We start from the raw sequence: 22968 nt of genomic DNA on the forward strand, positions 1-22968 counted from the left end.
AGGCCGCGCACACGGGGCGGCCTGACTATTGTTTCGCCTCCCACGCCCCGTTGGCCACTTCTTCAGGCAGTCACACGCGCGCCGAACGAAGCCCAAGATACTCGACGCATTTGGTTGAATGTTCTTCAAAGCGTGTGGTTTCCGTGTGGTAAGCCCCATTTCAGGCAAACAAAGAGCCCTCCGACCTAACGTTTCCGCAGGTCAGAGGGCTTTCGGGGTGGAGCTAAGGAGATTCGAACTCCTGACCTCCTCTCAGGGGAGAACACTTTTGGGCAGTTGCGGTTGGCTGCCAATTCCTTGAGATTCCGCGGATTTTTGGGCATATCGAGGCCAACCGCAGACTGCGATATGTGGTCATTTTCGATCGTTTCCGTGGGGTAAACGTGGGGTGGTTGGCTTCTGACCCTGATCCGTGAGTTGTCGCTTTTTGAGGCTGAATTTTTGGCGTGGGCGTGGGTGCCGGGGATTTCCGGCCGGAGGGCATGAACGTGGTCCGGTGGTCGTGCCGGCTGGGCGGAGGTCTTACGCCCCAGGCGGGGAACGTATCAATTCCCCAAACCAAGGAATTACTGAACAGAGACTTTGGCCTTGAGGGCGTTGATGATTCGTGGAACACTGTTGTGCCAATTGTCCTCCAGCGCCGCAATCGCACCAGGGAGATCTTTGGCCAAGAGCGCCTCGGCAATAGCTTCGTGTTCGGCCGCTGCACGTTCCATCAGATCGGCGTTTCCAACATACAGGCGCTCGTAGCGCCGCAGGGCTAATTTGTAAGACGCAATGGTCTCGGCCAGGCGTTTGTTCGGGCTGCCTGACGTGAGCAGCGCATGGAATGCATCATCGTGTTCGTGAATGTCCCCGGCAGAGCCGACGGAGTCGGTGAAAGCGTGAGCTTGTTCAGCCAATTGCCGCCCGATGCTAGTCAACCGGGGCGCCGGCGTGAGCCGAAGGGCCAATCCTTCCAAGGCCGCAATTATCTGCACAGCTTCCGTAAAGTCACTGTCCCCAATGGGGGCCCATCGGAATCCCTTGCCCGAGACCCTGGTGATGACGCCCTGTTGGGAGAGGGAGATGAGCGCCTCCCGCAGCGGCGTTCGGCTGACGCCAAGTTCTTCGGACAGGGACACCTCGTTGATGTTCTCGCCCATGCGGAATTCACCGGCACCCACGCGATTCATGATTTCAGTTTCAATCTGCTCACGCAGGGTTTGGCGCTGAATGGACACTTTGTTCCTCCTTGCACTGCAGTCTAACGACGTGAAGTGATCGAGCGGTAGATCTAGCACTTCATCCATGATTCAGTATACTGTATACAGAAATGGAGGTGTACTTGTATGGATATTGTCAGTGTAGGGCTCATCGTCAATCCGATCGCCGGCCTCGGCGGCCCGTCCGGGCACAAAGGCAGTGATGCAGCGGATATCCGCGAGATTGCGCGCAGTTCCGGCTATGCGTTGACCTCCCCTACTCGCGCAAGGCGCGCCATCGCTCAGCTCACCACCCTCCTGGAACACACGGGCCGCCGCCTCCACCTGTACACGGGCCCTGGAATGCTGGGCGACGACTCGACCCAAGGACTTTGCACCAAAACGGTGCTGGGCCTCGGAACGGGCGGCACCGCTGTCGGTGACACCGGCAATGCCAGCGACACCCGACTGCTGGCTCGTCTTTTGGTGGACGTCGGCGTGGACGTGATTCTCTTTGCCGGCGGGGACGGAACGGCCCGAGACGTTCTCGACGCAGTTGGCGGGACGATCCCCGTCCTCGGAATTCCGACCGGTGTCAAGATTTACTCCGCAGTATTTGCCCTCACCCCGACAGCCGCCGGGTCGCTGGCCGCTGCGTGGCTGGCGGGAGACGACAGAGCCGTTGCCGACCGCGAGGTTGTGGATATCGACGAGGACCTGCTGCGCGCCGGGCTGGCCTCCCCCGCCCTTTACGGAACGCTCAGCGTGCCCGTCGACCCAAGCCGGTTGCAGGCACGAAAGGCGGCCACCCCGGCGTCGGACGCCAATGCGGTGCGAGCCCTCGCGCGTGCCTTCGTCCGCGGCATGGACCCGGACCGCACCTATATTTTGGGGCCCGGCGGAACCACCAACGCCATCGGCGCCGAGCTTGGCTTGGACACGACCCGGCTGGGCGTCGATGTTGTTCGTGACGGAGCGCTGGTAGTTGCAGACGCCGACGCTCACGCACTGGATTCCATGCTGAACGCCGGTTTCAACAGCAGCTCGGCAACCGTGGTGTTAACTCCTTTGGGCGGTCAGGGATTCGTAGTGGGCCGAGGCAACCAGCAAGTCACCGCTCGAATACTCTCCCGCGTGCCCCTGCAGATCGTCGCCACGGATGGCAAACTCGCGTCGCTGGCCGGAAGGCCGCTATGGGTGGACTCCGGTGACGACGACGTCGACGCCAGGTTAAGCGGCTACGCGAAAGTTTTTACGGGTGCAGGCACCCACACGGTCTACCCGGTACGCCGGGTGATTGAAGAAACCAAAGGCACCACCACAACCAAGGAGTACTAAATGCGATTGCAGGACAAAAATGCCATCATCACTGGCGGCGGTTCCGGCATCGGCCGCGCCACGGCGCTGGCGATGGCCGCCGAAGGCGCCAATGTGGCCATCTTCGACATCAATGAGGCAGCCGCCAAAGCAGTTGCCGACGAAGCCGCGGCACTGGGCGTGAACGCCATCGGCGTAGCCGTGAACGTGGCCGACGACGAGCAGGTCCAGGCCGGCGTGGCCCAGGTAGTGGACTCCTTCGGTGGCGTGAACGTGCTGTTCAACAACGCCGGCATCATCCGCCGCGCCAACGTACTGGAAACCTCCGTCGAGGACTGGGATCGCGTCATGGCTGTCAACGTCCGTGGACCATTCCTTATGAGCAAGCACGTTGTGCCCCTGATGCAGGCAGCCGGCGGCGGCTCCATCGTCAACACAGGCTCCGGCTGGGGCCTGAAGGGCGGCGGCAACGCCATCTCCTACTGCACATCCAAAGCTGCCGTCGTCAACATGACCCGCGCCCTGGCTATCGACCATGGGCCAGACAACATCCGCGTTAACTCGGTCAACCCGGGCGACACCAACACCCCGATGCTCCGTGAGGAGGCCCGCCAGCTCTCCCAGGAAGAGCAGAGCTTCCTGTCCGAGTCGAACGACCGTCCGCTCAAGCGGATGGGCACGCCGGAGGAAATCGCGGAGGCCGTCGTCTGGCTGGCCAGCGATGCCAGCTCCTACGTCACCGGGTCTGCCCTGGTGGTCGACGGCGGCGGCATCGCCTAAATCGCCAAACACAGCAAAGAGGCCCGCCCCGGAGTGATCCGGGGCGGGCCTCTTTGCTACAGGTGAATCTTGGAAACGCTTAGTTGTCGGCTACCTGGTTGTCGTTCGCCGCCAGCCAGACGGCCAGGTCCAGGAACAACGCCGCGGACCAGCCAAAACCGGTCGTGGCTCCGGCCGCACGGGCACCCGTCAGCGGGTTCCAGTACTCGTGGATTCCACCGCTCTCACGCACCATGCTGACGGTCCGCTCGGCCAGATCCGCGGCTTCGGAATCGAGGCCGCTGCGCAGCAGGCCCTGAATTACCAGCCAGTTCACGTTCAGCCATACGGGGCCGCGCCACATCCTGTCGGCGTTGAACTCTGGCGCGCCCAGCGCCACAGTGGGCAGCGGATGGGCCGCGCCCAAGGAATCGGGCGCACTGAGGGCTTCCCGCAAGGACTCCAGCACGGGACCGGTCAGCCGGCCGGTTAGCAGTGGCATCAAGGCAAACGGGGTGATCGTCTTGCGCGTGCCGGCCGGGGTCAGCGCCACAAATTGGCCTAGGTCCACGTCGTAGCGCTTGCCAAGCAGCCGTTCCGCAGTGTCCTCGGCCAAGGACCGCTGCGCCGCCGCCTCCGCGGCATCCTCGCCGTCGTCGGCCAGGTCTGCCATGGCGTCAAGGGACATGACCAGGTAGCTGGGCAGATCGGGTGCGAATACAGGGCCGCCGTCGTCAAACAACGGCGAGTCGTCCAGACCCGAGGAATAGACATGCTCATAGCCGGGCAGGCCGTCCGGGGAGGGGCGGTCAAACCACCAGCGGTGGAGCCGGTCCAGCCCGTCCTTGAGCTCCGCCTGAACGGACGTGCCGGCCACTTGGTCGAGGGCGCGGGCCGCCCACGCCGCCAGCGGCGGTTTCGTAATCGGCATGTCGGCCTCGGTGACCATGGGCGAGTCGGGCCCGTGGATCCGGGCCAAAGCGGCCAGGTCGCCAGGCGGCATGTCTGCCACGCAGGCCAGCGTGCCGCCGTCATGGACCACATCCGGCAAGCCTCCATCGGGCGCCTGCTCGGAGAAGAACAGCCGCAGCTGGTCCGCCGCAAGCTCCGGATCGCCGTGGCGTAGACCGAAACTGATGAAGTAGGAGTCCCACTGCCACACGGCAACATAGCCTTGCTTGGACGGGACCACGGCCTCAATGTCGGGATGCGTCGCCAACCGGACAATGTTGCTGGCCAGCAGCCACCAGGCGTAGCGGACCATTTCGAGATCCGCGTCCCGGACGGCCGGAAGCCTGCCGAACCACTCCTGCCAGCGGTAGGAGGCGTCCGCGAGGTACTTCGCATGGCTGCCCGGTTCCGGCGTCTGCCGGACGGTGCCGCCCATCCGCACGCTCACGCTGCCGCTGGCGGGAATCACAATGCTGAGATCATCCAAGGCGTCGGTCTCTTCCGTACTGCTCCAGCGGATCGGCGTGCGGTCCACCTCGGAGGCGGGCCGGCCGTCGTCGCCGGTCCCAAACGCTTCAAGCAGCACGGTGGCGGGCGGCCCGTCGGCCGCGACGCCAACGCTCAAGGTTTCCGCGTCAACGAACGTCAGGGACGCAGCCCCGCGGGCAAAGGTGATTCCTTCAGGCCCGACGTCGGTGACCGGCAGTTGCTCGCCGTCGGCACCCAGAACGGCGAGCCGGCGCAGGTGCGTGCAACGGTCCGCGTCGCGTTCGTAGACCGCCCCGGCCACCCGCAGGCCGCCGTCGGGGCGCGCGAAGATGAGCAGCCGCGATCCCCTGTCTGTCAACGGCACGGCGTCGAGGTCGATGAAGGCGCCGGCGCCGGGCCAGGACCGCATCATGAGCCGCCCATTCCTGACATGGCCATCGAGTTCAGGATCCGGCGGTTGCCGATCAGGAACGCAATCAGCATCGGAACGATTGAGATGGCCGACGCCGCCATGATCACTGAGTAATTGACGCCACCGTATTGGCCGGTGAATTGTGAGAGCAGCAGAGGAACCGTGAACTGGTTTTCGCTGTTCAGCACGATCAGGGGCAGGAAGAAGTTGTTCCAGGCGCCCAGTGCCACCACGATGGACAGGGCAGCGAGGCCGGGCTTGATGTTCGGCATGACAATGCTGAACAGGATCCGCCAGCGGCCGGCGCCGTCCAGCCGGGCGGCTTCTTCAAGCTCCACGGGCAACGATCGAATGAACTGGCGGACCAGGAACACCGCGAAAGGGTTGCACAGCACGGCCGGGATGATGAGCGCCAAGTGGGTGTCAACCCAGCCGAGCTTCGAGAAGATCATGTAGAGGGGGACGATCGTGACCTGCTGCGGGACCATCTGGGTTGCCAGGAACAGGACAAACAGGAATTTGCTGCCCTTGAACTCGATGCGTGCGAACGCGTAGGCCGCCATGGACGCTGTCACGATGGTTCCCGCGACTGTCAGCACGCAGATGTAAATGCTGTTCCAGTAGGCTAGCCCGAACGGGGCCGCGTTCCATGCGTCCGCGTAGTTGTTGAAATTCCAGGGATTGGGGAACAGGCCCAGAGGGTTGCTCAGGATCTGTGGCAGTGACTTGAAGGACGTCAGCATCATCCACAGAAATGGCGCCACCATCAGGAAGCCGCCCACCGCGAGGAGAAGATGCAGCATGATCGTGGAGAGCCTGACGCTGCTCTTCGGGCGCTTGCGGCCGCCCAGGGCAGGAAGGGCGCGCTCGGGTGATTTTTGAAGTGTGGTTGTCACGGTCTCAGCTTTCGTAATGCACGAACCGGCGCTGCAAGCCAAGCTGCACGGCGGTGACGACCAAGGTCAGGACGAGAAGGATGATGGAGGCCGCACTGGCCATTCCGAACTGGAAATGCCTGAAGCCTTCGTCGTAGATCTGATAGACGATTGTCCGGGCCGAATTCTCCGGACCACCGTTCTTCGTGAGGACAAAGACCACGTCAAAGGTCTGGAAGGAGCTGATCACGGCCACCACGGTGGAGAAGAACACGACGGGTGAGAGCAGGGGCAGCCGGATCGCCATCATGGTACGAAGGGAGCCTGCACCGTCCACGCGGGCCGCTTCAAGGACATTCGAATTAATTCCCTGCAGGCCGGCCAGGAAAATGATGACGTTCAGGCCCAGCGAAGACCAAATGGTCACTATGGATACGGCCAGCAGGACAAAGTGCGGGTCCCCCAGCCAGTCTGGGCCGGGGATGCCGAACACCCTGAAAAATGCCTGGTTCAGAGGTCCGTCGGCGCGGAGGATCTGCTGCCACACGAGTGAGATGGCGATGGAGCTGGTCATGACCGGGGCAAAGTAAAGCAGCAGGTAGCCGGTGCGCCCGCGAAGCCGGTCCAGTGCGACCGCGATCAGCAGCGAAAGGGCCAGGCCCACCGGGACCGTGATCAGGGCCAGGCCAAGCGTGTTCAGGATGGAGCGCAGGAAGACCGGGTCGGCAAGTTGGGCCTGGAAGTTGGCCAGCCCCACCCAGGTGATTTCGGTCAGCCCGTCCCATTGGGCAAAGGCCAGGACCAGCCCGACGGCGAACGGCAGGAGCACGAAGGCGCACATGCCGGCCAGCTGCGGGCTGACGAAGACCAGGCCCCACCAGCGGTCGCGTTTGCGCCATGCGGCCTCCGCGCGCTCCACAACGGGGGCACCTGGCAGACCGGTTTTCGCTAGGACGGCGGTCACCCCGTCAAACCGCCTTTTCCATTAGCTTGGCCACGGCGGCGATAGTGTCGCTCGCGCTGGTTTTCCCCTGGTACATGGTGAGCATGGCAGTACTGACATCGGAGGACAGGCCAGGCATTTTGGCTTCCGTCGCAAAGTCTTCAAAACCTGTGTTGGTCATCTCCAGGAAGGACTTGGCGTGTGCCGGGTAGTTGCCTTCCAGGACCACTGAGTCGGCCCCCTTGACGGACGGGACGGCGTTGCCGCCATCGGCCAAGCGGAGGGTCTGGCCCTTGGCGCAGAGGAACTCGCCAACAAAGGTCTTTGCCGCTGCGGGCGCCTTCGTCTTGGCGTTGATCACAAGGTAGGACGCGGCGACGCCACTGCTGCCTGGCTTGCCGGAAACGGTGGGCCAGGGGGCGATGTCGTAGTCATCCTTGGTGCCTGACTGCTCGGCCGTGGCGATGCCGTAACGCCCCTGGACGTAGAAGCCCGCCTTATGGGAGACGAAGAGACTGTCCGCGCCGGAACCGTCCGGCAGGGTGTCGGCCACGGTGAAGGACTTGTTGGTGAAGGCGTCGGCCAGCGAATGGAGCGCGGCGACACTCTTGGGGTCCTCCGGGAGCACAAACTTTCCAGCGGCGTTGAACACCTGGCCGCCGTTGGCCGCGACCCAGCTCCAGTGCGTGGACCAGTAGTTCCAGAACATGGCCCCCGTCAGGCCCTTGGCGGCGAGCTTGGCGCACATGGCAAGGAATGTTTCGATGGTCCAGTTGCCGGCCGCGGCCAGCTCTGCGGGGTTCTCGGTGATGCCGGCCGCGGCAAGTGCTTTCTTGTCGAACCAGAAAACGTCCGGGTTGCAGTCGTTGGGCAGTGCGAAGATGCCCGTGTCTGTCCTGCCCGCACCAAAGAGGGCCGGGTTGAAGTCGTCAAGCTTGACCTTGGCGTCCGCGCCTTCCACCACGGGAGTCAGGTCCATGAGCACGCCGGCAGAGACGAACTTGCCGATGTAGTCGTCACCAACATAGAAAACGTCGGGCGCGGTGCCGGAGGTGAGCTGGGTCAGCAGCTTGGAGTGGTAGTCCGAGTAGGACGGGACCATCTGCAAGGTCGCCGCGATAGTGGGATTGTCCGCCTTGAAATGGGAGTTGAACTTCTTGAAGCGCTGCCCCTCTTCCGGGGTGCCCCAGGTGGACCAGGTGATTTTGGATGTGGCATTGCCGCCGGTTGATCCGCAGGCGGTGGTGGTCAGCAGCGCGCCGACGCCCAAGGCGCCTGTGAAGAAATTCCGACGGCTTAGGGTGAAACTGTTCACGAGGTACTCCTGGTTCGTTGGTGCGCGATGGGGTGGGACCGTCCGGCGGCCACACCTGTTGTGCATGCCGCCGGACGTTTAATGCGTTAGTTACTCAGGTGCTTTTTCTGGTACGCGCGCCAAGTAATGGCCCAGCGCGCCGGGTCGTCCAGGTCATCGTGGTGGATGTGGTGCACGGTTTGGTTGTGGGGCGCTGTGCGCACGATCTCCGGGTTTGTGCGGGCCTCCCCAGCGACGTGCGCCAGCACAGCCACGTACTCGTCGATCTCGGTCTTGGAGTAGGACTCCGTGGGCTCGAGCGTGAACGGCTGCGGCACAAGATACGGGTGGTGGCTGGTCCAGTAGTGCATGCCAAAATCGGACATCCGGATTCCGATCTCCTCGCTGCTTACCCCCGTTTCTTCGAATAGCTCCTGCCAGGAGTAGCGAACCTGCTCAATGCGCCGCTTGCCCTCCGCGTACGGCGCGGAGGCGCCGGGGATTTCAAGTACCTTGGCCAGCAGGTAGTTGTTGTTGAGCACGGCGATCTCGGCAACCTGTCGTAATCCGTCGGCGCCGAGAGCCATGATCCAGGCATACGCACGCACCACGTTGGGTGCCACGCCGAAGAAGGGGGCGACGGTCCCGACCGACTGGGGGTGGTCACGGTTGACTGTAAATGTCTCCCCCACCTTGTCGATCGTTGGCCCGGGCAGGAAGGGGACCAATTTCTCCGACACGCAGCTGGCGCCGGCGCCGGGGCCGCCGCTGCCATGCGGCGTGCCGAACGTTTTGTGCAGGTTGAAGTGGCACAGGTCGAAGCCCGCGTCGGAAGCCCGGGTGATGCCCAGAATTCCGTTGGCGTTGGCCTGGTCGTAGGCAGCCAAGGCGCCTACGTCGTGGACGATGTCCACGAATTCGCGGATCTTGGCGTTGTAGATGCCGGTGTCCTCGGGGTTGGTGATCATCAAGGCGGCGGTGCGCGGCGAAACGGCGGCCCGCAGCGCATCGATGTCCGGGTAGCCGTCGGCGTCGGGCATCAATGTGATGACCTTGTAGCCTGCGGCCTTGGCACAGGCGGCATTGGAAGGGTGGGAGAAGATGGTCGTGATGACCTCGTCGCGCACCTCGCCTTCCCCGTGCGACTCGTGGTAGGCGCGGATCATGGCAATGTTCGCCCAGATCGCGGCCGAGCCGCCTTGGGTCTGCATGCTGACCCGGGACATGCCGGAGATCTCGGCCAGCATCTGCTCCATGCGCCAATAGATTTCCAGCAGGCCCTGGATGCTGGCCTCGTCCTGCAGCGGGTGGATGTCCATCAGCTTCGGCGTGCGGATGATGGTCTCGTTTACTTTGGGGCTGTACTTCATCGTGCAGGTGCCCTGTCCGATGTCGATGTTGAAGTCAGCGCCAAGGTTTTCCTGGCTCACGCGCAGGTAATGGCGCACCACGCGCATCTGGGCGAGTTCGGGCAGTGCGGGGGCGGAGGCGCGGCGCAGCGGAGTCAGTCGGTCCTCGAGCAGGTCGAGTGCCTCAACGGCGGCCGATTCGGCTTGCTGGACCAGGATGCCGCGTTCGCCGGGGGTGCTCAGTTCGAATATGATCGGCTCGTCCCAGCGGGCCTGGTGGAAACGGCGCAGGACGGGCTTGGGTGCGACGGGAAGTGCCATTCTTAGTTCTCCTTCAAAACGGCCGTGAGAGTGGCGGCGAGTGTGTCAATATCAGCGGCGGTAAGCTGCTCGGTCACGCAGACGAGCAGGCGGTTGCCGGTCAGCACGACGCCTGGCTCGATCCCGCGGGCTCGCAGAGCAGTGACGACCTCGGTGCTGGTAAGTGCGGCGTTGGAAAAGTCGACGACGATTTCCCGCAGGTGCAGTGCCGTGTCAGACAGCTCCAGCCCGTCCACGGAAGCGAGCTGCTGGGCGGCATAGGCGGTGCGGGCCAGCAAGGTCTCCCCCAGCTCAGCCATTCCCGTCGGGCCCATGGAGGCCAGATATACACCGGCTGCAATCCCCCAAAGGGCGGCAGCGGTGCCCACCCACTCCTTTCCTTCTTCACGCAGCGCGAAGGAGGTGCGGTCCCATGCGACGTCGCCGAAGCCGTACTCGCCCTCGACGTCCGTGGACTCCAGGCCGAAGAGCCGCGAAGGCATCTCCAGTACAAAGGTGGGGTCGTCGTGAACGGCAATGAAACCGCCGCGGCCGCCACCAAACCACTGGTGGACGCCCAAGGACTGGATGTCACCACAGACGATGTCTGCTCCCCAGTCCGCGGGAGGTGACAGGACACCGTAGGCAATCGGGTCGGTCCCGACGACGGCGATGGCCCCGGCATCGTGGGCCAGGCGGGCCAGCTGCGCGCCCTGCGCCTCGAGGGCACCGTGGAAGCTGGGGGTCTGGATCCAGACGGCCGCGGTGCCAGAGTCGATGGCCAGGGCCGCGGCCTCAAGGTCGGCCGTACCGTTATAGGACGGGACGACGTGGAGGTCCATGAAAGAGCGCACGTAGTCGGACACCTTTGACAGCATGTCCGGGTTGGCATCGCTAACCAGGACGATGCCGCGGCGGCCCGTGATGCGCCCCGCCATCGCCAACGCGGTGGCGGTCGCCTGCATGCCGTCATACGTCGGGACGTTGACAACGTCCATGTTCAGCAGCTCGGCCATCATCGACTGGTACTCGAAGAGGGCCTGAAACCGGCCGTGGTCCTCGTATGGCTCGCCAGCGTAGGCAGTCAAGAATTCGCTGCGGTTGATGACCTCGCCCACCACCGACGGCACGTAGTGATTGTACGTCCCCGCGCCTAGGAAGCTCAGGGTCTCCCGGGTGCTCTTGTTCTTGTTCAGCAGCGCGCTGACATGACGTTCCAGGTCGGCCTCAGCCAGAAAGGGGGCCGGCAGGTTCAGGCTGCCCTGCACGCGCAGGCTGGCCGGAATGTCGGCATAGAATTCGTCGATGTCGGCGGCGCCGACAGCGGTCAGCATCGCGTCCCGGACGGCCGGGACCGAGTTTGGGATGTAGGGATGGGCTACAGGGTTGTTCATGGATTCACCTCAGGTGTTGTGGCGGGCGTGCCGCCGCATGGCGCGAGAGCAAGTTCTGCATTCTGTATACAGTACACATTATGTTGTGCGTAGGATGCAGTCAAGAAATATCGAGGAAAAATTTCAGCCCACCCCGTCGACACATCGCGGGGCGGGCTGAAGGCCCGGTGACGGGCGATATTTGACGGCTAGACGGTCTGAAGTTGTGCGCTTCGGGCGACCACGTGCACGCTGTCGTCATAGCCATGCTGCACCACCAGGACGCCGCGGGCCTGCAGCTGGCATCGTCCCTCAGCGCCCTGCCCGGCGTCGCTCCCACCGACCAGGACCGCCGCCCCGGTAGGCAGTGAAACGTCCAGCGACGTCGCGGAGCGATTGAGCACGAAGGTAAAGGAAGTGTCACCGTTGCGGCGCACCACCACCTCGACGTCGCGCCCTGCCCCGTCGCGCGTGGTCACGTCGGCCGCAAGGAAGATCCGGTGCACCAGCTCCCTCAGCCCGGCGTCCTCAAGGCAGGTGCTCAAATACCAGGCGGAACCGGCGCCGTGCTGCCGCACGGTCACGGCCGGGCGCCCATCCAGCTCGCCGCCGGAGTAGCTGGCCACGGAGCGCGCGTCGACAGCGTCAAGCCATTCCCCGGCGGTGTGCACGCCATGCAAGTCACCGTCCATACGCACTTGGCCGCTCTCGCCGGCGGGAAGCGGCCAGACTTCGTCAACCTCGACGCCGAGCAACGGGCGCAGCGGGCCGGGCGCACCGCCGTGATGGACGTGATCATTTTCGTCCACGACACCGGAGAACGCACCCACGACGACCGTCCCGCCTGCTGCCGCGTAGGCGTCCAGCTGAGCGGCCAGGGCCGGGGTGGCCAGATACAGATTGGGCACCAGCAGCACCTTGTAGGCCGACCAGTCGGCCCCGGCACGGACCAGATCCACAGTGACGCCCAAGGTGAAAGACGCCCGGTGCCAGTCCCTGGCCTGGCCGATCCAGCTGAGCCGGTTCGTCGGAAGGGAATCCGGCGCGGCCAAAGCCCACTTGGAATCCCAGTTGCAGAGCATGGCGACGTCAGCCACCACCCTGCTGCCTTTGAGGGCTCCAAGCTGCTGGAGTTCGGCACCCAGCATGCTGCATTCCTGGAACGTCCGACTCGCCTCGCCGCGGTGGCCCAGGATGGCAGCGTGGAATTTCTCGGGGCCGAACCTTGCCGCCCTCCACTGAAAATACATGACGCCCTCGGCGCCGTGGGCCAGGGCTTGGTAGCTGTCCAGCCGCATGACGCCGGGCGCCTTGGGCACATTGATGTCACGCCAGCTGACGGCGCTGGCCGACTGTTCCAGAAGCAGCCATGGGGCTCCTCCCTTGGCTCCGCGCATGAGGGCGTAGTTCAGCGATGCGTCAATGTGGGCTCCCGGATCGGCGGGATCCGGGTAAGCGTCGTCGGTGACAATGTCTTCGGCATCAGCGAAGGCGAAGTAGTCCAGCTCGTGCAGGATGGACATGAAGTTGGTGGTTACCGGCAGATCAGGTGTCACGTCACGGAGCACGTCAACCTCGGCCGTGAACAGTTCCAGCATGGCGTCGGAGGAAAAGCGCTCAAAGTCGAGCCTCTGGGTGGAGTTGATGGGGCCTGTGGATTCACGCGGCGGTTCGATCGCCTCGAAGTCGAGGTAGTGCTGGCCCCAGCAGCTGGTTCCCCAAGCGTCGTTCAGGGCTTCGATGCTCGTGTACTTCGCGCGCAGCCACGTGCGGAAATGGACCGCGGAGGTGTCGCACCAGCAGCGGGAGACGTGGTCGCCGTATTCGTTGGAAACGTGCCAGAGGCGCACGGCAGGATGCTTCCCATAGCGTTCGGCCATGGCGCGGGTGAGTCGAAGCGCGTATTGACGGAAGATGGGCGAGCTGAAGCAGTAGGCCTGCCGGGAGCCGAATTCCAGTTGCGTTCCGTCGGCCGTGACGGGCAGGATCTGCGGGTATTTGCGGACGAGCCACGCTGGCGGGGTCGCCGTCGCGGTTGCGAGGTCGATCGCGATGCCGGCGCCGTGCAACAGTTCTACGACGTCGTCAAGCCAGCCGAAGTCGAAGCATCCTTCCTCCGGCTCCAGCAGGGGCCAGGAAAAAACGGAGACAGTGATGAAGTTGACCCCCGCCTGACGCATTAGCCGGACGTCCTCCTCCCATACCTCCCTCGGCCACTGCTCGGGGTTGTAGTCGCCGCCAAAAGCGATGCCATCGAGTTCCAGCGTCCGGGTCATCCCTTGACCGCCCCTCCCATAAGTCCTGATACGAATTGTTTTTGGAAAATTATGAAGACCAGCAGCAGCGGTAGGGTGGCCAGCAGAGAACCGAGCATCAGACCGGAATAGTCCACCCGTGACAGCCCGATCATCGTGTTCAAAGCCACGGGCAGGGTGTATTTGTCCTCGGTGTTGAGCATCAGCAGCGGCCAGATGAAGGAGTTCCACTGACTAATGAACGTGTAGATCATGAGCGCAGCCAGCTGCGGCCGGGCAACCGGCATCACAATGCGATAGAACGTCTTGAGTTCCCCCGCGCCGTCGATTCGGGCCGACTCGATCAGGCTGTCGGGAAAGTCCAGAAATGCCTGGCGCATGAGGAAGATGCCGAAGGCGTTGGCCAGAAATGGCAGAATCAGCGCCTGGAAGGTATTGACCCAGCCCAGGCTCGCCATCATCTGGAACAGTGGTACCAGCAGCACCTGCATCGGGATCATCATGGTCAACAGCACCGCGCCGAGTACAAGGCCGCGACCGCGGAAGCGGAATTTGGCCAGGCCGTAGCCGCACATGGCGCTGACCACGGAGGAAAAGGCAGTGTAGATGATGGCCACCACCAGTGAGTTCAGCATGACCTGGGAAAAATTGGTCTCCTTTTGGAGTCGGGCCAGGTTGTTCCACAGTTCCCTACCCGGCAGCAACGGCAGCGGTGTCGCGAACACGTCCGCCGTCGTATGCGTTGAAGCGATGACCATCCACAGGAACGGGATGATGCTCAGGACCGCACCGACCAGCAGCACCAGATAGACCGGGAACTTTTTGAGCGTCTGCGTCATTTCTTCTCTTTCATGATCACGAACTGCACCACGGATACCACGGCGATGATCGCCACGAGCAGCCAGGCAATGGCGGAGGCGTAGCCGAAGTCGAATTGCTGGAAACCCACCTTGTACAGGTACAGCACGGGAGTCAGCGTGGCGTTGTTGGGCCCGCCGCCTGTAAGTATGAAGTTTTCGTCAAACAGCTGCAGGGCACCAATTGTGGAGGTGATGGAGCTGAAGAGGATCACTGGACGAAGCTGCGGGATGACGATCTTGGCAAAGATCGCCCAACGGCCGGCGCCGTCGATTCGGGCAGCCTCGTAGAGCTCCGCTGGGATTCCTTGAAGTCCGGCCAGGATGATGACCATGTTGTACCCGGTCCATCGCCAGGTGATCGAGGCGATGAGCGCAACGCGGGACCAAGCTTCGCTGTTGAGCCAGTCCACCGGGGACATGCCGAACATACCCAGCATCTGGTTGACCGCGCCGCCGTCGGTCGCGAGCATGACCCGGAACACAAGGGAATAGGCCACCAACGTGGTCACGGCTGGCAGGAAGTGGATGGCACGGAAACCGGTGCGGAACCGCAACCATGATTGGTTGAGCAGGTACGCAAGTCCCAGCGCTGTGCAAACCATGAGCGGAACCTGGATAACCAGGATCAGTCCAACGTTGAACAGGCTTTTGCCGACCAGCGGGTCGTGGAACAGGCGCATGTATTGCGCCCCTCCCACCCAGGTGGATACCCCGCCGGTGGTCGAGAAGAAGCTCTGCCACAGCGAGGACAGCAGCGGGTAGAGAAAGAAGATGGCGAAGAGGGCGACCGCAGGCAGGACGAACCAATAGCCGGGCCGACGGCGTCGGGCCGAGGTGCGCGTCCCCGCCCGGCCATCCGCTTTTCCGGACAGCCGGCGGGTGGGCCGAAGAAGTGTGCCGGTCATGGCTACTGGGCAATCTTTCGCCCAGTGGCAGTTGCGATCTGATCCGCAGCGGATTTCAATGCCGCAGCCGGATCCTGATGGTTGAGCACCGAGGCAACGACGGCGTTGGACACCGTGTCCCCGGCCTTAGCGTTGTCACTTGTGTACGTGATCGACGGGATCTTGCGGGTTTGTGCGGCGAAGAGCTCATAGACCTTTTCGCCTCCGAAGTATGGCTGCGGTTCGTGGAACAACGGTGCATCAAGGGCCGGAAGGTATGAGGGAAACAGGCCCTCATCCTTCATCATGGAGACCTGGTTGTCCTTGTTGGCCAGCATGAACTTCACGAAGGAGCCGGCCAACTGCGGGTTCTTGGCCTGCGTGGGGACCGCCAGGGTGGAGCCGCCGTCGTTGGAGGTCTGCGTGCCGCCTTGGGTGAAGGCTGGCAGCGGTACCACGGTGAACTTGTTGGCCAGCTCGGGCATTTCGCCGGTGAGCGTGCCTATCCACCAGACTGCCGAGGGCATAACGGCGGACTTGCCGTTCTTGGTGGCCGTCACGCGCCCGTCCCAGCCCTTGACGTTGTCCAGAAGCCCCTTGTCGTTCATGGTCTTGATCAGCGTCAGGGCCTTGACGGCCGCCGGGGAAGTCAGGTTGATCTCGCCGGCAGGGGTAAAGATGCCTTGGCCCTGCTGTTGAAGCAGCATCTGGAACAGGCTGCCGGTGGAGAGATCAGTGGAGATCAAGGCGTGGCCGGTCGCCGCCTTCACTTTCTCCCCAGCGGCCAGTAATTCATCCCAGGTGCCCATTCCCTTGGGATCGACGCCCGCAGCCTTGAAGTAGTCGGTCCGCACGTAGAGTGCGACGGTGCCGGAATCCCAGGGCATCGAGAGCAGCTGTCCGTCCTTATTGGAGGAAGCCGAGACCTTGGAAGGGTCGAATTCATCCTTCGCACCACCCACCAACGGGGTGAGGTCTGTGAAAGCCTTGGGGAACTGGTGTATGTACGCCGGCATGTGGTCCGTTTCGACGGTGACGACATCCGGGAGTCCACTATTGGCCTGCAACGCAACGGACATCTTGTCGTAAGCGTTGTCATAGCCGATGTCCACCACGTTGATGGTGGCGCCGGGGTGCTCCTTGGTGTACGACGAAGCCAACCGCTTCAAGGCGGTTGCCGCCACGTCCCAACTCCAGACGGTGATTTGTCCGGACACTGCTGCGCCGGCGTCGAGTTTAGGGCCCGTGGCGCCCGGCACCCCGCCACTCGCACAGCCGGTGAGCAGTGTGAGCGCTACCAGCGGGGCTACAAACTTCAGTGATTTAGGCATGTGACTTCCTTGATCGGCCCATAATTTTGTATACAGTACACACTGTACGTGGGCGGGGATGTGATTATCAACACCCTGACGAATAAAAAAATGAAGTCCTTCGCTCCCGGCGCGAGGCCCTCTCCGGCTAAAACTACGAAACCCCCTGTACGACAGCCATTTACCCCCGGAGGAGAAGAGAATTCCCATGTTGAAAACCAAGTCGCCCTTGTCACCGCTGCCGGAGCCGGCATCGGCCGCGCCATTGCCCTGCGACTGGCCGCCGACGGCGCCTTGATCGTCGTTTCGGACGTCAACGACGCGGCCGGCGCCGAAACCGTGTCGCTTATCAGGGCCGCCGGCGGACGCGCGGCCTACAAGCACGCCAATGTCGCCAACGCCGATGAGGTCACCGCATTGGCTCCCTTCGCCGTCGCGTCTTTTGGCCGATCCAACATGGGAGTGAACAATGCCGGCGTAGGAGCGATGCCCAAGCCGGTGCAGGAGATCACCTCCGCGGACTGGGACCGCACCATCAACGTCACCCTGCGCGGCACCTTCCTCGCCATGCAGGCTCAGGTGGCACACTTCCTGGGGCAGGGGCGTGGCTCCATCGTGAACATCGCCTCGCTGGCAGGCATCAGCGCCACCCCGCAGCTGACCCCCTACGGCGCGGCAAAGCACGGCGTGGTTTCCCTGACCCGCAGTGTCGCCAAGGAAACCGCCGAACAAGGCATCCGCATCAACGCCGTGGCCCCCGGCGCCATTGAAACCGCCGCGCTGGCCTCCCTGCCTACCGACGCCAAGGCCGCCTACGCCGTTGAAATCCCGATGAAGCACCTGGGACAACCCGAAGACATTGCCAACGCAACCGCTTTCCTGCTTTCAGGCCAGGCCGCCTTCATTACCGGCGTCGTGCTGCGAGTAGACGGCGGAACCGAGGCCTAAACCTGGAATCAGCGCAACGGAACGCGGCACTGAGCTGGGTCCTGAACAGGGCCCTTGCGCAGTGGACGACGCTCGGCTTCACCACCCCAGTCGCCGCGCGCGGGATTGGTGCTGAAAACGGGGTCCAGACGCTGCTCACCATCCTGAATAACGCTGGCACCCAGCGGCCCCCGGCGCCGAACGCGCAGATGGGCGCCGCATTTCTTCCACCTAGAAGGATACCCAATGGGCCTGCGGACTCATTCACCTTCCCTGCCCCGTCAACCGGTCCACAGCGGGGAGTGCCAGGCGCCGGCGGCAGTCCTGGACCATAACCCCTTGCCTGGACCGCGACCGCGGACTCCACCATGGAAAGAGTCGCCCGAGTGTTAGCGTTCCGGTTCAGCTTCAGTTCTTGTCCGCACGACACCCGCGCCGTACATTGGGGTTCACGGACGAGGATGTCCGCGGCCGCCACGTAGGTGGCGGGCCACAAGTCTCACGGAGGAACACAGCCATGGCCACAGGCACCGTCAAATGGTTCAACGCAGAGAAGGGCTTCGGTTTCATCGCCCCCGATGACGGATCCCCCGACGTTTTCGCCCACTACACTGCCATCGCCAGCGGCGGCTACCGGTCCCTGGATGAGAACCAGAAGGTCCAGTTCGAGATTGTCCAGGGACCCAAAGGACCGCAAGCAGAAAACATCCGCCCACTCTAACCCGGGTTTGGTCACCCGCGATCGCAGGCTTTGCGCCACCCAGTGTACTGATGGTCCCAAGGCCGGTTAAGCCGCCTGCACCGGCGAAGGGCGCGAGCAGTGCCCGCCTTGACTGGGGAGTGTATCCGGGCCGGTCTCCCAGTTCCACGGGAACTGAATTGGACAGGTTGGGAATCAGCTTGGACGGGTTCGGGGGTGGCGGGTCGAGAGTTGGAAGACCCCGTAGACGGCCAGGGCGCCCGCGAGGACGAAGACGATGCCTGCCCAAAGTGGGGCGGAGGAGGCTTCGCCCAGCACGGCGATTCCGATGCTCACGCCGATGAGGGGATCGATGACTGTCAGTCCGGCGACGACGAGGTCTGGCGGACCGGAAGAATATGCGCTCTGGACGATATAGGATCCCGACAGGGCGGCGGCGGCTAATCCGCCGACACATGCGAAAGTGAGCCCGTCTCCTGGTTCGTAGTGGAATCCGAACCTGGCCAACGTGTGGACCCGGTCAATGACGACTTTCGCCACGGTTGCCACAAACCCGAACAGGACCACGGCCGCGACGATGTAAAACAGTGTGGTGAACTTCCTGCGGAAAAACCCGAAGGCCAATGCAAGGATGGCCAGCACGACCGCGAGAATGATCAGCACGATGATCAGCTGGGCATCATGGATGGGAACCGTCGTCGTGGTCACGGCCGCAACGCTGACGAACAAGCCAATGCCGCCCACACAGAAAGCCACAGCCCGGATGGTCGGCCAACCCAGCTTTGCCTTGGCGGCTCGTGCGTTCAGGACAGCAGTAATAACGAGAGCGAGGGCGCCCAGGGGCTGAACAACCGTCAGCGGTGCCAGATACAGGCTGAAAAGTTGCAAGAGGATGGCCACACCGAGCATCAGCGTCCCGGCCAACCATGCGGGCCGGCGCACCAGGGTCAGCAGATCCCTGACGTTCAGCCCTGTTTTGGTTGCTTCCGCCTCGGTTTCGCCCTCTGACACTCCGCGGTGCTGGAACTGTGCGCCCAGAGCCAGGAAGACGGAACCGACAAGGGCCACCGGGACACCAAGGGCCTGCATTGGCGTCAGCGAGATCAGTTCGATGGCCATGGCGCCACATTACCGGTCGTGAGGGGCGCGGCGGTAGCGGTGGCCCGGGCAAGAGTCGGGCGATGATTTGATGGTGGGCAAGTCGAACACCGCAGCAGCTGGCCTCACCAATTGCTGGAAAGCTGGACGGCTTTCACGCAGGATGCCCCCTCACAGCCTGGGTTTGTTGCGGCGGACCCGGGCGCGCAGCTGGATGATTCGAACCGTGCCGGCAATGGCGACGATGATGCCGCCGCCTACCGCTCCAATGAACAGGCCCACGCCAATCGACACGGTGCCGTTGAGTCCGAAGTAGTGCAGCGTGACGGATTCCTGGTTCTGCAGGATAAAGATGATCAGGAGCACCAAAACCAGCAGGCCGGCGGCCGTCGCCACCCACATCATGCTCGCACGCGTCACGACGCTGTTGGACTTGGATCGTGCCGGCCCGCCCGTGGGGTGCGGCGGGGTACTTTCCTCTGGGTTCGTTTCCTCAGTCATGGGGACACTGTCCTCTCCGATGAACTCGCGGGTGATTTGGTCGGAAGATACGCACCGTCGGGCCCGTCGAATTTTTGGGCCGGCGGTATGGGCAACGGCATGTCACTGTCCGTTTCGGTGACGTTTGCATGGGTCACCGATAGGGACTGGTCGTTTGTGGGTTGGCCGGACTGATGGCGTTTGCCAGGCGCTTCCGCCAGGCCTCCACCCGGGACACGATGGCCCTCTTCGACTTCGAACTGGTCGGTGCACCGCTGCCTGCGGCGCAAGGTGCGGACCATGATGATGGTTCCGGCCACTGTCGCGGCCCCCAGAAGCCCGGCGGCCACCCAGGCCGTTGTCGTCCTCGTGCGGAGAGGTGGGGGGCGGTGAAGCTCGCGGGCTGCATGTTTCAGGGCCTTTATGGCCCGTTTCCGTGCCCGGCGTTGGACCTTTTTATCCGTCGCCGTGTCCATGATCCCTGCCACCGCCTGGGGCGACCCGCACCCTGCCATGTCGGCACGCCTCCACATAATGGCCGCGTCAACCACGGCGGTGGGGCTCTTCAGGATCTGCTCCACCCCGGCCCCAACAAGGCTCCGTGCCTGATGAATCATCTTCTTCATATTCATGCCGGACATGGGAAACCTCCCGATTGTTCGTCTTCGCCCCCAGCCTACGCCCGGACTTCAGAGCGGGAACAGTAGCGCGGGCAGGCGTCCAGACTGCAGGCGTCGGCTGGTTTGTGCCCTCACAGAGGGCGGTCCGGCCCCTGGCGACGGTCGCCGTGGAATGACCTTTCGGCAATTTCCCAGTTCTTCATTCAGGCCCCCGTCGACCCGGGTTTCCGGGGTTATGCTGAAGGAATCCTGCCGTCAAGGATCGGCAGGCCTAGCACAGGGGAAGGGGAAGCATCATGGGTTTGGGTGACAAGATCAAGCACGCGGCCGAGAAGGCCGGCGGCAAGGGCAAGGAAACCGCCGGCGAAGCGACCGACAATGACCGGTTGAAAGCTGAAGGCAAAGCAGACCAGGTCAAGGCCGAAATGAAGAAGGCCGGGGATAAAGTCAAGGATGCCTTCGAGAAGCACTGACCCGCCGTCAGTGCCCACTCCCGGGCCCCCGCCTTCCCCCGCGGCACGGCCCGGTCCTCTAAGGGGAGCCTGGCGCCGACAATAACAGTCCCCTGACTGCTTGGGAGGCCGGGTAAAGTACATCTTGGGAGGCCGGGTAAAGTACATCGCCATGAACGGTGCCGTAACGGGCGTGGCCATCGGCCAGATAAGAGTTCCGAGGGGCCTGAATCCGTCCTCATTGACGCCGATACAGCAGGAACCGCCACCCCATCACCTTCGGCGCTCCCTTGCGGTCCATGAGCCGGGCCGAATGAGTCGTGGAGCAAACCATCACGACCATGAAGGACAGGCCCCCGACTGCGCCTGTCCAACCCCCGGTTCCCCGATCCTTTCATGCCACCCCCAGCCCGCCAGCGGTTCCAAGAAACCCCACTGAAAGCATAAGGGACCCTTTCCAGAGATGTCAGGGAAGGTGCCCTACACAAAATACGGCGCGTCCCAACGACATCGGCATGCACCGCGTGGCCTTCTCCGTAGACTCGCCCTCGTCCACGTTCAACGCGGGCAGTCCCGCACCCGTCCCAGGCTGCGCAGCTCCTGGGTGAAGATGAGCATGTCCTGGATGTGATCCCGGCTGCGGCGCGCATGGCTGGGGGCCGTTGAGGGGCCGGGGAGTCCTGGACTTATGAAGCCGGCACGGCCGCGGGTCCGCGCAGGCTGGCGGCCAGGATGAGGGCGATGGCCTTCAACTGCTCCTTGCCGCGCCGAGGCAGACCGTCGAGATCGGAAAGCCGATCGTCGGTGGCAGAGGAAAATATGGCGCTGACCCAGGCCGTGGCACAGGTCTTGATCCGTTCAGCATCCACGATATCGGGAAGGCATTTGCGCAACACCGCCGCAGTATCGCGTTCCAGGTTCGTTTGGAACTTGCGCAGTTGGGCCCGGACGTTAGGATGGGTTTCGGCCTCGCGCCAGAGGATCACGCGAAGCACGGTGGATTTGTGGTCGCCGAGATTCAACGCATCCAGCGTGCCGATCAGCCCCGCGGCGGGGTCCCCCCCGCATCGCCAGCCGGTCAGTGTCCAACGGCGTGAGAGGGAGCCGCTCGGCCATCAAGGCCGCCAGCAGGTCGGCTTTGGTGGGAAAATAGTAAAAGAGCAAACCCTTGGCAACACCGGCGGACTGGGCGATCGCGGCCGTGGAGGTGCCATTGAACCCGTGTTCGGCGATGAGTTCCTGGGCGGAATCCAAGATCAGCCTCCGGGCATCCCCGCGGATCTCGGTGCGATCCTGCGCCTGTCCCGCGTTCACTGTGACCTCCATTGATGAGGGATCCGTTGAGGGGCCGGACTAATCCAGCCCCCTCCACTTACCAGCATCCTAGTTGGCAGGGCACCGGACCCGGAAGGGCGCCGGAGGCCCTGCCAACGTTGGTGTTATGCAGCCGACGGCCGATGATGATGCTGCTGGCCTTCGTGTGCCTTCATCACCGAGGGCATCGCCCATGCGGTGACAACGATCGTGACGGCACCGCAAATCCAGGCTGTCATGGCGATTCCCGTCATGCCGGTGAAGGCAAGCACCCACGGGGAGATAAAGAGCAGAATGCCCAGAATCCCTTGCGCCCACTCCACTGATTCCATCCGCGGCATCGACAAGTTGACCAGCCCGGCAATGATTGTCAGAACTCCCAAGACGATCAGCGTTGTTGTTGTCTTTCCATCAGTCGTCGTCCAGATCGTCGCCAAGGCAGCATACAAACCAGCGGCCACAGCCACCCAGTTCTGCCATTTGGTCCACGTCTTCATCAACCTCACCCTCCTTCAAATACGTCACTTACAAATTCCGGTCTACGCCTGATTGACCAACCGGTCAAGAGGTGTTTCCAAACCTCGCCGGGGAAGGTGTACAAAAATCAGACCTATCCCTTGGTCTTCACCGTCCCCACACTCATCGCCACCATCTCCGAATTCGCCACGCTGGAGGCAGGTGACGTCATCCTCACCGGCTCACCATCCGGAGTTGGATACCGCCGAAACCCCCAACTGTTCCTTCCCTTTGAACCATTGACTATAGCGGTTTAGCCATGCACGATTGCCAATGCCAGAAGTGCCCTGGTAGCGGGAGCGTCGC

At 63.1% G+C, this 22968-nt stretch carries 22 protein-coding genes; 6 read left to right on the forward strand and 16 right to left on the reverse strand.

From position 1 onward, the window contains the following. Nucleotides 1-566 precede the first annotated feature (566 nt). Entirely contained in the window at nucleotides 567-1223 is a 657-nt protein-coding gene (locus tag DMB86_RS18210) for a GntR family transcriptional regulator (protein WP_171814555.1), read from the reverse strand. 108 nt (nucleotides 1224-1331) lie between these two features. Between DMB86_RS18210 and DMB86_RS18215 the strand changes: the two genes are divergently transcribed. Together DMB86_RS18215 and DMB86_RS18220 are read left to right on the forward strand one after the other, a co-directional pair. Beyond that, the gene (locus DMB86_RS18215; protein ID WP_113719021.1) at nucleotides 1332-2522 is read left to right on the forward strand and encodes an ATP-NAD kinase family protein; all 1191 of its coding nucleotides are present in this window, start codon (nucleotides 1332-1334) and stop codon (nucleotides 2520-2522) included. After that, nucleotides 2523-3281 (forward strand): SDR family NAD(P)-dependent oxidoreductase, encoded by a 759-nt coding sequence (locus DMB86_RS18220; protein WP_113719022.1) that lies wholly within the window; start codon nucleotides 2523-2525, stop codon nucleotides 3279-3281. Between the two features lie 79 nt (nucleotides 3282-3360). Here DMB86_RS18220 and DMB86_RS18225 read toward each other — a convergent pair whose 3' ends face one another. The 10 genes from DMB86_RS18225 to DMB86_RS18270 form a co-directional block, all read right to left on the reverse strand. Further along, nucleotides 3361-5112 carry an amylo-alpha-1,6-glucosidase gene (locus DMB86_RS18225; protein WP_113719023.1) on the reverse strand — a complete coding sequence of 584 codons (1752 nt, stop codon included), beginning with the start codon at nucleotides 5110-5112 and terminating at the stop codon, nucleotides 3361-3363. Beyond that, the gene (locus DMB86_RS18230) at nucleotides 5109-6008 is read right to left on the reverse strand and encodes a carbohydrate ABC transporter permease (RefSeq protein ID WP_227878489.1); all 900 of its coding nucleotides are present in this window, start codon (nucleotides 6006-6008) and stop codon (nucleotides 5109-5111) included. The genes DMB86_RS18225 and DMB86_RS18230 overlap by 4 nt, the downstream gene beginning before the upstream one ends. A gap of 4 nt (nucleotides 6009-6012) precedes the next feature. Then, nucleotides 6013-6951: a carbohydrate ABC transporter permease gene (locus DMB86_RS18235; protein ID WP_227878490.1), complete on the reverse strand. Its 939-nt coding sequence runs from the start codon at nucleotides 6949-6951 to the stop codon at nucleotides 6013-6015. Nucleotides 6952-6955: 4 nt separating this feature from the next. After that, the gene (locus DMB86_RS18240; protein WP_171814556.1) at nucleotides 6956-8245 is read right to left on the reverse strand and encodes an extracellular solute-binding protein; all 1290 of its coding nucleotides are present in this window, start codon (nucleotides 8243-8245) and stop codon (nucleotides 6956-6958) included. Nucleotides 8246-8331: 86 nt separating this feature from the next. Next, entirely contained in the window at nucleotides 8332-9894 is a 1563-nt protein-coding gene (gene gcvPB / locus DMB86_RS18245) for an aminomethyl-transferring glycine dehydrogenase subunit GcvPB (protein ID WP_113719025.1), read from the reverse strand. A gap of 2 nt (nucleotides 9895-9896) precedes the next feature. After that, nucleotides 9897-11267, reverse strand: coding sequence for an aminomethyl-transferring glycine dehydrogenase subunit GcvPA (gene gcvPA / locus DMB86_RS18250; protein ID WP_113719026.1), 1371 nt, complete (start codon nucleotides 11265-11267; stop codon nucleotides 9897-9899). Between the two features lie 188 nt (nucleotides 11268-11455). Further along, nucleotides 11456-13522, reverse strand: a complete 2067-nt coding sequence (locus DMB86_RS18255; RefSeq protein WP_113719027.1) for a beta-galactosidase — start codon at nucleotides 13520-13522, stop codon at nucleotides 11456-11458. Beyond that, nucleotides 13519-14340, reverse strand: coding sequence for a carbohydrate ABC transporter permease (locus DMB86_RS18260; RefSeq protein ID WP_113719028.1), 822 nt, complete (start codon nucleotides 14338-14340; stop codon nucleotides 13519-13521). Before DMB86_RS18260 ends, DMB86_RS18255 begins: the two co-directional genes overlap by 4 nt. Continuing rightward, on the reverse strand, nucleotides 14337-15266 hold the full coding sequence (locus tag DMB86_RS18265) for a carbohydrate ABC transporter permease (protein WP_113719029.1): 930 nt from the start codon (nucleotides 15264-15266) through the stop codon (nucleotides 14337-14339). Before DMB86_RS18265 ends, DMB86_RS18260 begins: the two co-directional genes overlap by 4 nt. Before the next feature lie 2 nt (nucleotides 15267-15268). Then, a complete protein-coding gene (locus DMB86_RS18270) occupies nucleotides 15269-16576 on the reverse strand; it encodes an ABC transporter substrate-binding protein (protein WP_113719030.1) in 1308 nt (435 codons plus the stop codon). Between the two features lie 90 nt (nucleotides 16577-16666). Here DMB86_RS18270 and DMB86_RS18275 point away from each other — a divergent pair, with 90 nt between their 5' ends. Together DMB86_RS18275 and DMB86_RS18280 are read left to right on the forward strand one after the other, a co-directional pair. Next, on the forward strand, nucleotides 16667-17503 hold the full coding sequence (locus tag DMB86_RS18275; protein WP_113719031.1) for an SDR family NAD(P)-dependent oxidoreductase: 837 nt from the start codon (nucleotides 16667-16669) through the stop codon (nucleotides 17501-17503). A gap of 496 nt (nucleotides 17504-17999) precedes the next feature. Then, on the forward strand, nucleotides 18000-18203 hold the full coding sequence (locus tag DMB86_RS18280; protein ID WP_113719032.1) for a cold-shock protein: 204 nt from the start codon (nucleotides 18000-18002) through the stop codon (nucleotides 18201-18203). Between the two features lie 174 nt (nucleotides 18204-18377). On the opposite strand, the gene DMB86_RS18285 is transcribed toward DMB86_RS18280, so the two are convergent. Then, the gene (locus DMB86_RS18285) at nucleotides 18378-19301 is read right to left on the reverse strand and encodes a DMT family transporter (RefSeq protein ID WP_113719033.1); all 924 of its coding nucleotides are present in this window, start codon (nucleotides 19299-19301) and stop codon (nucleotides 18378-18380) included. A 150-nt stretch (nucleotides 19302-19451) separates the two neighbouring features. Continuing rightward, the gene (locus tag DMB86_RS18290) at nucleotides 19452-19781 is read right to left on the reverse strand and encodes a LapA family protein (protein WP_113719034.1); all 330 of its coding nucleotides are present in this window, start codon (nucleotides 19779-19781) and stop codon (nucleotides 19452-19454) included. 895 nt (nucleotides 19782-20676) lie between these two features. Here DMB86_RS18290 and DMB86_RS18300 point away from each other — a divergent pair. After that, a complete protein-coding gene (locus DMB86_RS18300) occupies nucleotides 20677-20853 on the forward strand; it encodes a CsbD family protein (RefSeq protein ID WP_113719036.1) in 177 nt (58 codons plus the stop codon). A 665-nt stretch (nucleotides 20854-21518) separates the two neighbouring features. On the opposite strand, the gene DMB86_RS21210 is transcribed toward DMB86_RS18300, so the two are convergent. The 3 genes from DMB86_RS21210 to DMB86_RS18310 all read right to left on the reverse strand — a co-directional run bounded on the left by DMB86_RS21210 (nucleotide 21519) and on the right by DMB86_RS18310 (nucleotide 22643). Continuing rightward, the gene (locus DMB86_RS21210; RefSeq protein WP_227878798.1) at nucleotides 21519-21854 is read right to left on the reverse strand and encodes a hypothetical protein; all 336 of its coding nucleotides are present in this window, start codon (nucleotides 21852-21854) and stop codon (nucleotides 21519-21521) included. Beyond that, the gene (locus tag DMB86_RS21685; protein ID WP_227878491.1) at nucleotides 21784-22158 is read right to left on the reverse strand and encodes a helix-turn-helix domain-containing protein; all 375 of its coding nucleotides are present in this window, start codon (nucleotides 22156-22158) and stop codon (nucleotides 21784-21786) included. Before DMB86_RS21685 ends, DMB86_RS21210 begins: the two co-directional genes overlap by 71 nt. Before the next feature lie 113 nt (nucleotides 22159-22271). Next, nucleotides 22272-22643, reverse strand: a complete 372-nt coding sequence (locus tag DMB86_RS18310; RefSeq protein ID WP_113719037.1) for an SPW repeat protein — start codon at nucleotides 22641-22643, stop codon at nucleotides 22272-22274. A gap of 120 nt (nucleotides 22644-22763) precedes the next feature. Between DMB86_RS18310 and DMB86_RS21460 the strand changes: the two genes are divergently transcribed. After that, nucleotides 22764-22919: a fumarylacetoacetate hydrolase family protein gene (locus tag DMB86_RS21460; protein WP_269467408.1), complete on the forward strand. Its 156-nt coding sequence runs from the start codon at nucleotides 22764-22766 to the stop codon at nucleotides 22917-22919. Nucleotides 22920-22968 lie beyond the last annotated feature (49 nt).

Source organism: Arthrobacter dokdonellae (assembly GCF_003268655.1).
In the GTDB taxonomy this organism is placed as follows: Bacteria; Actinomycetota; Actinomycetes; order Actinomycetales; family Micrococcaceae; genus Specibacter; species Specibacter dokdonellae.

Excerpts from the sequence above, each read along its gene's own strand:
- DMB86_RS18215 (WP_113719021.1), top strand. The coding sequence starts at position 1,332 with ATGGATATTGTCAGTGTAGGGCTCATCGTCAATCCGATCGCCGGCCTC.
- DMB86_RS18220 (WP_113719022.1), top strand. The coding sequence starts at position 2,523 with ATGCGATTGCAGGACAAAAATGCCATCATCACTGGCGGCGGTTCCGGC.
- DMB86_RS18225 (WP_113719023.1), bottom strand. The coding sequence starts at position 5,112 with ATGATGCGGTCCTGGCCCGGCGCCGGCGCCTTCATCGACCTCGACGCC.
- gcvPB (WP_113719025.1), bottom strand. The coding sequence starts at position 9,894 with ATGGCACTTCCCGTCGCACCCAAGCCCGTCCTGCGCCGTTTCCACCAG.
- gcvPA (WP_113719026.1), bottom strand. The coding sequence starts at position 11,267 with ATGAACAACCCTGTAGCCCATCCCTACATCCCAAACTCGGTCCCGGCC.
- DMB86_RS18255 (WP_113719027.1), bottom strand. The coding sequence starts at position 13,522 with ATGACCCGGACGCTGGAACTCGATGGCATCGCTTTTGGCGGCGACTAC.
- DMB86_RS18260 (WP_113719028.1), bottom strand. The coding sequence starts at position 14,340 with ATGACGCAGACGCTCAAAAAGTTCCCGGTCTATCTGGTGCTGCTGGTC.
- DMB86_RS18265 (WP_113719029.1), bottom strand. The coding sequence starts at position 15,266 with ATGACCGGCACACTTCTTCGGCCCACCCGCCGGCTGTCCGGAAAAGCG.
- DMB86_RS18270 (WP_113719030.1), bottom strand. The coding sequence starts at position 16,576 with ATGCCTAAATCACTGAAGTTTGTAGCCCCGCTGGTAGCGCTCACACTG.
- DMB86_RS18275 (WP_113719031.1), top strand. The coding sequence starts at position 16,667 with ATGAAGTCCTTCGCTCCCGGCGCGAGGCCCTCTCCGGCTAAAACTACG.
- DMB86_RS18280 (WP_113719032.1), top strand. The coding sequence starts at position 18,000 with ATGGCCACAGGCACCGTCAAATGGTTCAACGCAGAGAAGGGCTTCGGT.
- DMB86_RS18285 (WP_113719033.1), bottom strand. The coding sequence starts at position 19,301 with ATGGCCATCGAACTGATCTCGCTGACGCCAATGCAGGCCCTTGGTGTC.
- DMB86_RS18290 (WP_113719034.1), bottom strand. The coding sequence starts at position 19,781 with ATGACTGAGGAAACGAACCCAGAGGAAAGTACCCCGCCGCACCCCACG.
- DMB86_RS18300 (WP_113719036.1), top strand. The coding sequence starts at position 20,677 with ATGGGTTTGGGTGACAAGATCAAGCACGCGGCCGAGAAGGCCGGCGGC.
- DMB86_RS21685 (WP_227878491.1), bottom strand. The coding sequence starts at position 22,158 with ATGGAGGTCACAGTGAACGCGGGACAGGCGCAGGATCGCACCGAGATC.
- DMB86_RS18310 (WP_113719037.1), bottom strand. The coding sequence starts at position 22,643 with ATGAAGACGTGGACCAAATGGCAGAACTGGGTGGCTGTGGCCGCTGGT.